Origin of the sequence: Amycolatopsis sp. CA-126428 (genome assembly GCF_002904335.1) — a bacterium.
Taxonomy (GTDB): domain Bacteria; phylum Actinomycetota; class Actinomycetes; order Mycobacteriales; family Pseudonocardiaceae; genus Amycolatopsis.
The window spans coordinates 156,498-168,775 of sequence record NZ_PPHF01000030.1 but is presented as its reverse complement, the minus strand read 5'-3'; the positions used below and the strand labels follow the sequence as shown (position 1 = coordinate 168,775).

The window sequence follows — 12,278 nt, the reverse complement described above, 5'->3', positions numbered from 1 at the left end:
CGACGGCAGCATTTCAAGCAAGCTGTCGGACGGCAGCCCCATCCCGATAGTCACTCCATGCGATCAACGAGACACTGGAATCATACCGTGTTCGATGTTCTCGCTTGACCGAACACCGAACACCGTAGACAATCGGGACCATGCCCCTCGATCGGCGCCGGGCCGTCGATGCCGTGATCGCTGCGCTCACCGCAGTAGGCATTACGGCTGCGACGTCGGCGGAGGACCTTGCCGCCCCCCTCGCGGCCAAGGTCAATGGCGTGCGTTTGGACATCGACGTCGAAGTTGCCTCGACGGTGACGCCGGAGTCGCTGGTGAACCAGCTTCGTCGACATTCCTGCACGAGTCCTCAAGCGGCCCCGGTTCACCTGCTCGCCGCCGATCGGATCGTGGCGGCCGCCCGCGAAGTGCTTCGCGAGCAAGGCTGGAGCTGGCTTGATCTTCGAGGCCACCTGCATCTTTCCGGCCCAGGTATACTCGTCGATACCGCAGTCCCTGCAGCACCCGACTTCCCTCGCCCGGTCGACCTCTTCGCCGGCAGGGTCGTACTTGAAGTTGCCTGCGCCCTACTCCTCAACCCGGAACATCCAGGTTCCGTCCGCCAACTCGCGCGGGAGCTCCACCGGTCACCCAGTTCGGTCTCCGCTGCGCTGAGCTCTCTGCGAGAAGCTCAACTAGTCGATTCACAGGGGCTTCCGGTGACTCCGGAGCTGTTCTGGGAAACGGCGAGCGCCTGGCGACCAGCAAAGACGACGGTGGCGCGTGTGGCGCTCCTTGACGACCCCACGATTGCAGGTGCGTTGCACACTGGCTGGGATGAGCCGCCGACCGGCGTCGGCTGGGCCTTGACAGACACGATGGCGGCTGCCGCCTACGGAGCTCCCGCCGGCGTCAGGGCCGGTTATCCGCCGGACTTCTACGTCCCCGACGCGACGACGGCGCACCGGGCCGAGACCCTCCTGGGCGTGCCGACATCCGAGGCCGCCCGTGGTGCGACCATCCGGATCGCGCCGGTGCCCCAAGTGTGCTCCCTGAGATTGCCGGCACCGCCGGATGGGCCGCCGTGGCCGCTGGCACATCCACTGTTCGTGGCTCTCGATCTGGCCGCCGACCCCGGCCGCGGCCGGGAGATCCTCGAAGGCTGGGACCCACCGCAAGAGGTAACGCGTGTCTGGTGATCAACCCCGAGCAGTAGAGCTCTTCGGTCCGGTCACGGCGTCCCTCGTTCAGGCTCTCCCGGAGATCGAGCGGCGACTCGATCGCAGGATCACCGTGGTCGGCGGCCTCGCCGTCCTGTCACGTCTCGGTTCCGCCGCGCACCGGGTGACCAGTGACGTCGACACGGTCAACCGGCGTCTCGGCGGCGAACCGGGCCAGCTCGATGTCCTGCTCGCCACCGGGGCCACCGCGGTCGATGGAGCGGGCGCGATGGTGACCACGCCGACCGGCGATGTTCGGGTGGACGTGCTCGAAGTCAGCGAGGAGCAGCTCGACGATCTCCCTGAAGATCCGACCGACCGGCTCTACCTGCTCAGTCACGACTGGGCCTTGCGTTCGGCGACACCACTGCATATCCGTGCCGTTGGCGGGGGCACCACAAGCGAACACACGGTCCAGGTCGCCGAGCCGGGACCGCTCGTCGCGACAAAGTTGCAGGCGCTGCCGAACCGGGCCCGCGTCAAGGAAGCGACCGACCTGCTCGACATCGTCCGGCTTGCCCTTGACGAGGAGACCGGACCGGTCGTCCGCGCGCAGCTGGCAGCAGCCGATGTTGTGCTGAAACAGGACGCGGCTCTGCACGTCGAACGGTGGTTTGGGACGGCCTCCGAGCGGAGCTTGCGCCTCATCAGGACAACGCCCAGTGGCTCCGACACCACGTCGGACACGGTTGCCCTGGTCGGCGAACTTCTCCTCGCTTCGCTCGCGCACTGAGGACCTTCAGACGGCGCCGGCGTTGAGCTGGCTCGGCATGCCGCGCGACGTGCCGAGCCAGCTCGTCGTCCTACGCCGCGATGATGCCGAACGGCAGTTGCAGCTGACCAGCCGGCTCACCCGCAGCCAAGTTGGCCGCGGCCGTCAACGTCACGGCGAGGCGACGGGCTTCGTCCTCGGTCATGTGCCAGCCCTGATTGGTCACTCCCTTGCCGCACCAGATCCGCGGCGCGTCCTCGCGGACGCCCTGGTCAAGGCTCACTACCGCGTACTCAGGCTGCCACCCCAACCCAGGCCCCATCTCCTGGGCATCCTCCAAGGTCAAGGGCACCTGTTCCTCCCAGCTGGAGAAGTGACGACGGTCGGGGCCGGCATCGCGATCGTCGTGTAGACCGTTGCACCATCGCGGGCACGGTTTCGCCAGCCAGAACACCGGCCGCGAGCAGATTGCCGCATCCTCGCCGGAACAGGCGATCAGATCTGCCGCGCCGACCTGCCTCAAGTCAACTCGATGAAGCGGAACGCGTCCGCACCGGACGCAGGTATGCCCGCCACGCTGCGCCGCATCGAGCGCGCTCAGATCAACCCCTGGCACGTTGTCCAACAGAGCGTTGTTCTCCATACAGTTCTCCTTCAACGCAGAGGACGTAGACAAACGATCGAGCAATACGGCGGAGCGACACGCCATGCAGGTGTCGCACAATCGAGTGGTTCCTTTCATGATCACGCCGCAGATTCCGTATTAGGGGGTGTCGACCTCCCCCGACAAGGAAGGCAACGCAATGCCTGACCATCAGCGGTCGCTCACCTCGCTGGAGATCATCGAACGACGGTTCAACGAGCTGACCGCGCAGCCGACCTCGCTGTCGCTCGACGGACGCGTCATCGGCTTCGGCCTCCCCGACCGGCCGATCCCCCTGGACGAACTCCGGATCACGCTCCTCAAGCGCCAGACCAGCAACCAGGTGAAGAACGCCGTCTGGAGCGAGGTCGTACGACGCGCGCAGGAACAGGGCGACCCCTGGACCACCGCAGCACTCGGGTTGATGATGCCGGGCCTGAAGAAGGTCGCCGGCAGCATCGCCCGCAACTTCCGCGGCGATATCGCCGACTTCGACGCCGAGATCGTCGAAGGGTTTCTCCAGGCGCTGAACTCGCTGGATCCCGACAAGCCGATGCTCTACTCGTCCCTGCGGTTCATGGTCCATCGCTACGGGCTGGAGGCTCGCGGCAAGGAAGACCGGATCAACGGAACACGCTCCACCTACGACGAGAGCACGTTCGTCAGGTACCGAGCCAGGATGACCGGACATCCGGACCTTGTCCTGGCGCAAGCCGTGAAAGACGACACCCTGACCGAAGACGAAGCCAGCCTCATCGGACGAGTACGGCTCGACGGCGAGGGTGCCGCATCCGTCGCCCACGAACGCGGCGTCTCCTCCTACCAATTCCGGCAACAACTGTCACGAGCCGAGCGACGACTGACAGAGGCCCTCACTCGCCATTCCGCCGCTGCATGAACCCCTGGTGGTGTCGGTGGCCAAGTCTGGCCGCCGACACCACCAGCGACGAAGACCTCTCCGTTTCACTCCAGAAAGCCAATTCCATGGATCCTCAAATAGCTCGCGAACTCGACCGGCCACGGTTCTACCGCGTCGGCGAGGCGGCAGCGATGCTGAACCTGTCATCCATGACCCTCTACCGAGCAATTCAGGCAGGCGATTTCCCCGCCGTCAGAGTCCGGAACCGCATCATCGTCCCGGCGCGCGCAATCGACGACATCGAGCAGGCCGCCGTTACCAGCAACAGCGTCGTCGACACGGCCGACTTCACCACGATGACTCCACCTGCCGAGACCTGAGGCGTGATCCACGTCGCTGCCCGGGAGTAGACGACCGGGGAGCACGGCGCCCGCCGGCGTGGAACCTTGAAGACCGCGACACGCCCGGGCGCCAAGCCGGGATCTCGTGACCCATTTCATGACCCGAAACGCTGCTGCCTGGCGATGTTCAGGAGGACACCACAGAGAATCGTGTGGACAAAGTTGCAGGTAGAGGCCACCGTAACCGCTGTTGCCTGCTCTCCTAAAGCGGGTGTCGCAGGTTCGAATCCTGCCGGGGGCACCTTCACCGAGCGCACGTTCTCCGACAATGCGCTTCTCCCTCACACGCAACAAATCCGCGACTGGCCGATGTCCGGCTCGCGGTGATGACATGCTGGATCCGTGTTCGAACGGCACGACCTGTCGTTCCGCGAGTGCCGGGCCGCCGCACACGCGGCGCTGGGGTCCACACGCGGAAAGACCGTCCTCAACAGCGTGCGGCCGCGGGGGTTGTCGGGCGTGCTGCGCAGCCGGCCGCCGCTTGCCGTGCAGCTCTTCCTGGCGGCTCGGGCCGGGCGGCTGTGGTGGTCGGCGACCGACTGCTTCGCGCTGCTCGAACCGCCGAGCGAGCACCGGCCACCGAACCGCGCGGCCCGCCGGCTGCGTTTCCTCGACCACTATTGGGAACTCCTGGTGTGGTTCGCCCCGCTCGCGGTCCTGATGGTGGCCGCCGCCGGGCTGGCTCTGGTGCCCACGGCGTCCACCAGGATGGCCGGACTCCTGTTGGTCGTCCTCGACATGACCGTCGCCGTGGTGATGGTCGTCCTGGTGACGCTGGGCGGCTTGCGGTGGCTGTTCGGCGTCGTGGAACCCGCCAGGTGGAAGCACGACAACAGCGCGATCGACGCCTATCTCGACGAGCACTGGTCCGTGCCGTTGTGCCACATCCGCGACGCGACGGCGGCCGGCGACGGGATGCGAGCCCTGCACGGCTGGGGCGAGAGCGTGCTGGTCCAGGAATCCGGCGTCACCGGATCCGACACCCTGGCGGCCATCCGGGACGCCACCGCACCGCTCGGCTCCGAGAACTCGGGTGTGCTGGTGGTGCACCGCTCGGCCCGGCGACGGCTTCCGGTTCCGGACGCGCGACCGCTCGGCGGAGTCACCCTGCTGGCCGCCGTCACGGTCGGCCTCCCGTTCTTGATGGCCGGGATGATCGCCGGCTGGGAACAGGCGGTGTGCGGCGAACAGGACTGCACGGGACAGCCGTCGACCTACGGTCGCGCTCTCTACTGGCTGTTCTACCAGTACTTCTGGACCGATCCGCCGGGCCTGGCACCGGTGTCGACCCAGGCACGTTTCCTCGGCCCGGAACTCCGCGTGCTGATCCTTGTGGTCGTGGTGACGTTGGGCGTCACCGCCGTCCGGTACACGCGCTGGCGCAAAAAGGAGATCGAGAAAGTGAGCGCCGCAGCAGTGGCACACGCGACGACCACACTGGTGCTCGTCGCCAGTACGGTCGAGCGGGACGCGGTCATCGAAAGCGTCCGCAAGTCCAACGGGAACTCGACGCCGAGGCGGACGTTCTCGAAGCACCACACGATCTTCGACCTCGGCTCGGTCGCCGGATCGCACGTGCTCTTGGCGCAGAGTGAGCAGGGCATCGAGTCGCCGGGTGCGATGATGCTGACCGCCAACGACCTGATCACCGGCAGCTCTCCGGACTACGTCGTGCTCGCGGGCACCTGCTTCGGTCTCCGGGAGGGCGAGCAGCGGATCGGCGACCTTCTCGTCCCCACCCAGCTGCGCAACCTGAACTGGACCAAGGTCGTGCAAGCGGTCGACGGCGCGTCGGCCGAGTTCGTCCGGGGCGACCGCGTGTCACCCGGCGTCCTGCTGGATCGCTGCCGCGCGGCCACCGTGGACTGGCCCGGTGCCCGCGTGCATTTCGGGATCCTGCTGTCGGAAAACGTCGCGGTCGATTCGCCGGAATACGGGCGGCAGTTGCGCGAACGCGAGCCGGACGCGCTGGGTGCCGAAATGGAAGGCACCGGCGTTTACGCCGCGGCGGCTAGAAGCAAAGTGGATTGGATCATCATCAAGGGCATCGCCGGTTGGGGGCGGCAGGCCACCGACGAGTCCCAGGCCACGGCCGCCAAGTCGGCGGCCGGCTTCCTGGTGCACCTCCTGCAGATCGGTGCCCTCGGCGGCGAACCGGCTGCCGAACCACCGCGCGACTCGGCGGAGAGTCATGCTTCTCCCGCCATCCGGACATCGGTCACAGCCGACGGGGAAGTGCGGCCGGTCGACGGCACCCGGTCGGTTTTCCTCTGCTACGCCCACGAACACCCCGGTTCAAAGCCGACGCCAAGAGGCTGGCCGACATCTTGACGGCTGAGGGGCTCCGGGTCCACATGGACCAGCTCTACACCGGACCGAGGCAGAACTGGCAGCACTGGGCCCTGCACAATTTCCAGGAGTGCGACTTCGTCCTCGTGCTCGCATCACCGATGTGCCGCAGGGTCGGCGACGGTTCGGGGGACGGCGGTCGCCACCCGGGCCTGCGCAGTGAACTCACCGCGCTTCAGACGCTTTACCAACGCCACCCCGAGTGGGCGAAGTACGTGCTACCGGTGATCTTGCCGGGGCAGTCGCGCCTGGGCATCCCGATCTTCCTCGGCCCGGAAAGCGAGGACTACTACACCGTGCGCGATTTCACCCCGCAGGGTGTCGAGACCCTGTTGACCACGATTCGGGTGACCGAACGGCGGAGCTGGCAGTTCGATTGAGCCTCGCCGCTCAGATCGAGTCGAAGAATTCCGGGTGCACGGTGACCTGCTCGACCAGTTCGGTGGAAATGCCCAGCTTGTGCTCGCGCAACAGCTCCACGAGTTCCTCGCCGTCGATGAGGTCGAGCGGCGGGGCGCCGTCGCGGGTGGCTTCCGCGCGAGCCGCCGAGGTGAACGTGCCGGTGGTGATGAGCAAGCCCTTCTCGCCGCGGCCGATCATCGCTCCGCGGAAGTCGCGGACCTGCGAAGACCCGACCGAACCGACGTAGCGCTTGCATTGGAAGAAGACCGGGAAGGAGACCAGCGACATGCGGTAGGTTCCGACGCCGTCGATCCCGCCGTCGCCGGTGCGGCCGGTGACGGCGACGTTGATGAACCCGGCTTGGCGCAGGAGACGTTGGCACAGCCGCTCGAAAGCGTCCGGCGTCATCGCTTGGAGCGCGACCAGCGCCGTGGCCTGCCAGGCCTGTCCGGCATCGTCGTCGCCATCGAGAACGTCCACGACCTCGGCTTCGTCGCTCGCCTCAGAGGAGACCGACGTGCCCTCCGGCATGGCGCTTCTCCTGCGGTCGGACGCGTGCATCACGCGCCGGCGCTTGACCTCCTCCTGGTCGACCTCTTTGCCGTCCTTGGTGAGCGCCCACACGCCCCGGCTGACGATTTCGACCAGACCGCGTTTCTTCGCCATCGTGCGAGCCCAGCGCAGCCGGTACGGAAGCTCCAGCCCGTTGCGGCCGTCGAACTGCTGCTGCTCGTCGGTGAAGCCTTCGAGCTGGGCGACCTTGTCGTCGATCTCGTCGATCCGCCCCGAGCCACCCAGCTCCCGCAGCGCGCGCACGACCGGCCAGACCAGCGAGCGCGCCGACGGAATCTCCACGTCTGTACCTACGATGGTCACCGATCGGCTTCCCAGTCCTTCGATCCTCCAGTGCGGCGGTCCATCGTCGCATGAAGGCTCACGGCTGATCCGCCCACCGGGCCCCGTACACCAGCCCCGGCGTGAGGTGGCGGAACTGCAGGTGGACCTCCCCCGCCGCGTCCACCTGCTGCGCCCGCCCCCGGTAGCCCGGGTCCGCGATGTCCCTCTCGAATGCGCCATCCAGCGCGAGCACCTCCGGTGGGGACTCCTTGCCGAACCGCACCCGCAGGTCGAACACCTCACACCGGTGCCGCGGGACGTAGACCATCTGCAAAGCCGGCTCCACCTTGAACACCGCCGCGAATTCCCAGGACTCCCCGCGGTGAAGGAGTGATGGCAGTTCCACCGTGCCCTCCGAAAGCGTCCCTCCGTACAGCACCGAGCCCGAAGGCGAAGACAAAGCCAGCTCGAACGAACGAAGGCCGTCCTGATCGGCCACCACCCGGTGCTGCTCGAACACACACGACTCCTCGAGCACCAACGCCAGCGTCAACGACAAGGTGTGCCACTCGTCCGGCGACGAAGTGGCCGACGCAGCCAGCTCCGCCAGCAGCTCGATCGCCTCGTCCACGCGCCGCCGGACTGTGCGCGGGTCGCGGTCTACCCGAGCTGCCGCCCAGCGCATTCGCTCCTGGTACAGCGGCTGGCGGGCCTCCGGGGTGATCGCGAAGGCCGCCAGTGCCGCCAAGCGGAGGTCCTCGGGCAACTGCGCAGACAGCTCCGACAGCCGGGCCGTCACCTTCGCCCGGATCGTCACCATCCCGTCCGCGTCCGACACCTCGCACGCCGACCGCAGGGCCGGCCCCACTCGCTGCTCGACGCGGCCCGCCAAGGCTCGGCCCTTGCGCAGGGTCTTCAACTCCCGGACCAAGTCAGCGCGGTCCACCGGCTTCTCCCTCAGTGAGTCTCCATGGCCACCCCCTTTTGGACAGGGTGCGTTCGGCCGGTGGACTGCAAGTGGACAGAACGTGCATCACCGAGGCGATCAACGCCGTCCCCATGTGGATGCCGTCGCGGCTCAAGTACGTGCGGAACGTTCCGATTCGGCCGAGGGCATCCTGGTCCGCGTCGCCCAAGCCGAACGTCACCACGCGGGGCCAGCGCGGCCACGCCGGGTCGGTCAGCGAGGCGAACGCAGAAGGCCAGGTCACCGGGTCCGTCGGCTGGCCGTCGGACAGGAAGAACACCAGGGGGCGGTGGACCTGCAGGCGGTGGCGCTCCAGCGCGAGCACATCGCGGTCGATCTCCGAACGCAGGAACGTGAACAGCGGGCCGAAGTTCGTGCCCGCGCACCGGCGCGGTTCGGGCAGCTCCGCCAGGTCGTCCATCGGGAGGAGGGACTGGACCACCTGCGGCCGCTCGCCGAAGGCGATCACGCTGCAGAACACGCGGTCGGCCGCCGATGCGTCCGCGTGGACCGCTCCGCGGAACTCGCGCAACCCCGTTTTCAGCTCCTCGAGGTGGTCGGCCATCGACAGCGAGACGTCGCAGGCCACGTAACACGGCAACACGTCGGACCCCATACCCGTTTCTCCTTCACCCCTGATCGACCGGCGGAGTTTGCCAACCCCGCGTGCACCGAACGTGGAAGAAATGCGGATTTGCGAAACCCCGGCGGCCGATCGCGCGACATCCAACGACGACAGCAAGCCGACGCCGGGGAGGCCGCGTGGAGTTTCGGATGCTCGGCCCGCTCGAGGCGTGGCACGACGGCGTGCCCGTGCCGCTGGGCGACCAGCAGCAGCGGTTCGTCCTCGTCGTGCTGCTCCTGCACGCCAACAAGCCCGTGACGCCCGCCCGCCTCGCCGAAATCGTCTGGGCCGACCGCGAAGCCAAGCCCACGCTGGTGCGCAGCTACATCAAGCGGCTGCGGGACGTCGTCGGGGACGCGACCATCGAGACCACCCCCACCGGCTACCTGCTGCGGCTCGGCGAGGACCAGCTCGACACCGCTCGATTCAACCGGCTTCGCGCCGACGCCGCGGACGCCCGCGCCGACGACCCCCGCCGGGCGATCACCCTGCTGCGCGAAGCCGCCGGTCTCTGGCGCGGGAAGTTCCTCGAAGACATCGACATCGACCGCGTCGGCGGGGCCGAGGTCATCTCGCCGGACGAGAGCTACCCCGACGTCGTCGGCGACCTGGCCGAACTCGAGCTGGAGTCCGGTGACCACCGCTCGGCGCGCGACCGGCTGCGGCCGCTCGTCCAAGCGGATCCGGCCAGCCAGAAGCACGCCGAACTGCTCATGCGCGCGCTGATCGCCGGCGGCGACCGGGTCGCGGCCCTGCGCGTCTTCCACGGCACCCGCGACGCCCTCGCCGCCCTGCGGATGGCGCCCGGGCCGGTGCTGCGCAAGCTCGCCGCGCGGGCCGAGCAGGGTGATCCGCCCAGCTCGCTGCCGTCCCGGCCCGGTGGGTTCACCGGGCGCGCCGCGGAGATCGCCACGATCGAAGCGGCCGCCGCGGCCGGACGGCGGGCGGTCTGGATCAGCGGCGCTCCGGGGGCCGGCAAGTCCGGCTTGGCCATCGAGGCGGCCCACCGGCTGCGGGACCGCTTCCCCGACGGCCAGCTCCTCGCCCGCCTGAACGGGTTCACGCCCGGGGTCGACGCGGTCGAGGTCGGCGATGCCCTCAGCGAGCTGCTGATCGAACTCGGCGTGCCCGCCGAGCAGATCCCGGCCACCGTCGGCCGGAAAGTCACGCTCTACCAGGCGACGCTCTGGGGCACGCGCACACTGGTCGTGCTGGACAACGCCGCGTCGCCGGAGCAGATCCGGCCGCTGCTGCCCGAAGCCGACGGCTGCCTGGCCGTCGTCACCAGCCGGCGGATGGGGGACGCCGACACCGGCGAACACCTCCGGCTCTCGCCGCTGCCGCCCGAGGAAGCGGCCGAGCTGTTCCACGCCCTGGCCGGCCCGGCGCGGCTGCGCGGCCGCACCGCCGAGGTCGCCGCGGTGGTCCGGCGGTGCGGCTTCCTGCCGATGCCCATCCGCGTGGCCGCCGCACTGTTCCGGCGGCACGACGGCTGGCCGCTGGAGCACCTGCGGCGCCTGCTCGAAGAAAACGGGCCATGGGGCGAGGACGGCGGCGTCGCCGCGGTCCGGGTGTCCTACCGGCAGCTCGGCGAACCGCAGCGGGCCATGTTCCGGCTGCTGGGTGGCCTGCCCGGCCCGGACGTCGACGTCGCCGGCGGCGCGGCGCTGGCCGGCTGCGACGTCGCCGAAGCCCGGGAGCTGCTCGACGACCTCCACGAGGTCAGCCTGCTGGAGGAAGCCGCGCCCGAGCGCTACCAGCTGCTCGACCCGCTCAAGGAGTTCGCCGCCGGCGAGCCGGCGTCCGAACCCGCGCTCGTGCGGCTGCTCGACTACTACCTGGTCACGCTGGCGGCCGCGGTTCGCGCCGCCTACCCGTTCGACCGCGCGCAGCTGCCGTCGACGACGGACCGGTCCTGCGCGGTGACGCCGACGTTCGCCGACGCCGCGGCCGGGCTGCGGTGGATCGTCGGCGAACGCGACAACGTCGTGGCCGCCATCCGCTACGCCGCCGGGCACGCGCTGCCCGAGCACACCTGGCGGCTGGCGGTGCTGCTGTGGCGCTACTTCAACACGACGAACCAGTTCGAGGACTGGATCGGCACGCTCGAACTCGCCTGGAAGATCGTCTCCGCCGACCGGGGCAACGACTACGGGCAAGCGCACGTGCTGCTGCGGCTGGCCACCGCGCACGACCGGCGCGGGCAGCTCGCCGAGGCCCTCGAACTCGCCGCCGAGGCGCTGCCCAAGTGGCGCCGCCTCGGCGACCCGCGCGGCGAAGCGGCGACGCTGTGCGCGCTCGCCATCCCGACGATGGAACTGGGCCGGCACGAGCAGGCGATGGCCCACCTCGAGGCCGCGCTGGCCAAGTACGAGCAGACCGAAGACCGGCGGGGCGAAGCCCACGCGCTGAGCATGCTGGGCTACCTCGACGAACTGCACGGCAACCTCCGGATCGCGTTGCGCCGGCACGAATCCGCCGCGCGGATGCTGCGGGAGATCGGCCACGTCCAGGGCCTCGCGCACGCACTCAACAACCTCGGGTCCGTGCAGGAACGCCTCGGCCTGCTCACCGAAGCGCTGACCAGCTACACGGACGCGCACGGGCACGCCGCCGAAGTCGGCGACCACTGCGTCGAGGCCTACGCGCTCAACAACCTCGGGAACGTGCACCGGCAGCGCGGCCGGTTCGCCGAAGCCGTCCGCTACCACGACAAGGCCCGGGACGTGGCGGCGAACGTGCCGGACGCCGACCTGCGCACCCAGCTCTACCTCGACCGCGGCGCGACGGCGCTGGCCCGGGGTGCCCGGCAGGAGGCGCTCACCGCCGCCAAATCGGCGCTGGACCTGGCCGACGGCAGCGGGAACCGCGCCTACCGGGCCCGGGCCCACCGCGGTGTCGCCGAGACGCTGCACGCCATGGGCGACCACGAAGGCGCCGTCACGCACTGGGCCGCGGCCGAGGCCGAGTTCGCCGCGCTCGACCTGCCGGAAGCCGGTGAAGTGCGCGAAGAACGTTCGGCGCTGGGGTGCGCCTGCGGTGAGCCGTGAGTGACCGCCCGGATCGGCCACCCACGGCGAGCCGTCAACCGTGCCAGGGGTTGCCGTCGGTGGTGTCGGTCGGCGTCGGCGTGACGACGGGGGCGGCCGGCGCGCCGTTGTCGTCGTCCGCGTACGCGGTGGTGGAGCCGATCACCGGCAGCGCGGCGAGCGCGGCGACAGCGAGCACCGGACCACCGATTTTGGCCAGCTTCTTGAACATGGCGAACCCCTTCTCGGGAATGG

12 protein-coding genes are annotated in these 12,278 nt (G+C 69.0%); 7 read left to right on the top strand and 5 right to left on the bottom strand.

Annotation, left to right across the window (positions count from 1 at the left end):
- Window positions 1–140 precede the first annotated feature (140 nt).
- Window positions 141–1,178, top strand: a complete 1,038-nt coding sequence (locus tag C2L58_RS48505) for a transcriptional regulator (protein ID WP_146073540.1) — start codon at window positions 141–143, stop codon at window positions 1,176–1,178.
- Window positions 1,179–1,272: 94 nt separating this feature from the next.
- Window positions 1,273–1,932 carry a prevent-host-death protein gene (locus C2L58_RS07520; protein WP_146073539.1) on the top strand — a complete coding sequence of 220 codons (660 nt, stop codon included), beginning with the start codon at window positions 1,273–1,275 and terminating at the stop codon, window positions 1,930–1,932.
- Window positions 1,933–2,002: 70 nt separating this feature from the next.
- Here C2L58_RS07520 and C2L58_RS48500 read toward each other — a convergent pair whose 3' ends face one another.
- Window positions 2,003–2,554, bottom strand: a complete 552-nt coding sequence (locus C2L58_RS48500; RefSeq protein WP_146073538.1) for a DUF6907 domain-containing protein — start codon at window positions 2,552–2,554, stop codon at window positions 2,003–2,005.
- 127 nt (window positions 2,555–2,681) lie between these two features.
- Between C2L58_RS48500 and C2L58_RS07510 the strand changes: the two genes are divergently transcribed.
- The 4 genes from C2L58_RS07510 to C2L58_RS49145 all read left to right on the top strand — a co-directional run bounded on the left by C2L58_RS07510 (window position 2,682) and on the right by C2L58_RS49145 (window position 6,543).
- Window positions 2,682–3,452: a hypothetical protein gene (locus C2L58_RS07510; RefSeq protein WP_158264091.1), complete on the top strand. Its 771-nt coding sequence runs from the start codon at window positions 2,682–2,684 to the stop codon at window positions 3,450–3,452.
- Window positions 3,449–3,793, top strand: coding sequence for a helix-turn-helix domain-containing protein (locus tag C2L58_RS07505; RefSeq protein WP_233225602.1), 345 nt, complete (start codon window positions 3,449–3,451; stop codon window positions 3,791–3,793). The genes C2L58_RS07510 and C2L58_RS07505 overlap by 4 nt, the downstream gene beginning before the upstream one ends.
- A gap of 363 nt (window positions 3,794–4,156) precedes the next feature.
- A complete protein-coding gene (locus C2L58_RS07495) occupies window positions 4,157–6,145 on the top strand; it encodes a 5'-methylthioadenosine/S-adenosylhomocysteine nucleosidase family protein (RefSeq protein WP_103336805.1) in 1,989 nt (662 codons plus the stop codon).
- Between the two features lie 23 nt (window positions 6,146–6,168).
- Window positions 6,169–6,543 (top strand): hypothetical protein, encoded by a 375-nt coding sequence (locus tag C2L58_RS49145; protein WP_158264090.1) that lies wholly within the window; start codon window positions 6,169–6,171, stop codon window positions 6,541–6,543.
- Between the two features lie 10 nt (window positions 6,544–6,553).
- On the opposite strand, the gene C2L58_RS07485 is transcribed toward C2L58_RS49145, so the two are convergent.
- The 3 genes from C2L58_RS07485 to C2L58_RS07480 all read right to left on the bottom strand — a co-directional run bounded on the left by C2L58_RS07485 (window position 6,554) and on the right by C2L58_RS07480 (window position 8,985).
- On the bottom strand, window positions 6,554–7,420 hold the full coding sequence (locus C2L58_RS07485; protein ID WP_199191146.1) for a restriction endonuclease: 867 nt from the start codon (window positions 7,418–7,420) through the stop codon (window positions 6,554–6,556).
- 79 nt (window positions 7,421–7,499) lie between these two features.
- Window positions 7,500–8,348, bottom strand: a complete 849-nt coding sequence (locus C2L58_RS49745; RefSeq protein WP_199191145.1) for a hypothetical protein — start codon at window positions 8,346–8,348, stop codon at window positions 7,500–7,502.
- A complete protein-coding gene (locus C2L58_RS07480; RefSeq protein ID WP_103336802.1) occupies window positions 8,335–8,985 on the bottom strand; it encodes a vWA domain-containing protein in 651 nt (216 codons plus the stop codon). Before C2L58_RS07480 ends, C2L58_RS49745 begins: the two co-directional genes overlap by 14 nt.
- 146 nt (window positions 8,986–9,131) lie before the next feature.
- On the opposite strand from C2L58_RS07480, the gene C2L58_RS07475 reads away from it, so the two are divergent.
- Complete coding sequence (locus C2L58_RS07475) at window positions 9,132–12,044, top strand: AfsR/SARP family transcriptional regulator (protein WP_233225601.1); 2,913 nt, start codon at window positions 9,132–9,134, stop codon at window positions 12,042–12,044.
- Between the two features lie 34 nt (window positions 12,045–12,078).
- Here C2L58_RS07475 and C2L58_RS49140 read toward each other — a convergent pair whose 3' ends face one another.
- Window positions 12,079–12,255, bottom strand: a complete 177-nt coding sequence (locus C2L58_RS49140) for a hypothetical protein (protein WP_158264089.1) — start codon at window positions 12,253–12,255, stop codon at window positions 12,079–12,081.
- Window positions 12,256–12,278: the final 23 nt, after the last annotated feature.

What these genes read in the sequence shown, in the direction of transcription:
- C2L58_RS48505 (WP_146073540.1), top strand. Translation starts at nt 141, where the DNA reads ATGCCCCTCGATCGGCGCCGGGCCGTCGATGCCGTGATCGCTGCGCTC.
- C2L58_RS48500 (WP_146073538.1), bottom strand. Translation starts at nt 2,554, where the DNA reads ATGGAGAACAACGCTCTGTTGGACAACGTGCCAGGGGTTGATCTGAGC.
- C2L58_RS07505 (WP_233225602.1), top strand. Translation starts at nt 3,449, where the DNA reads ATGAACCCCTGGTGGTGTCGGTGGCCAAGTCTGGCCGCCGACACCACC.
- C2L58_RS49145 (WP_158264090.1), top strand. Translation starts at nt 6,169, where the DNA reads ATGGACCAGCTCTACACCGGACCGAGGCAGAACTGGCAGCACTGGGCC.
- C2L58_RS07480 (WP_103336802.1), bottom strand. Translation starts at nt 8,985, where the DNA reads ATGGGGTCCGACGTGTTGCCGTGTTACGTGGCCTGCGACGTCTCGCTG.
- C2L58_RS49140 (WP_158264089.1), bottom strand. Translation starts at nt 12,255, where the DNA reads ATGTTCAAGAAGCTGGCCAAAATCGGTGGTCCGGTGCTCGCTGTCGCC.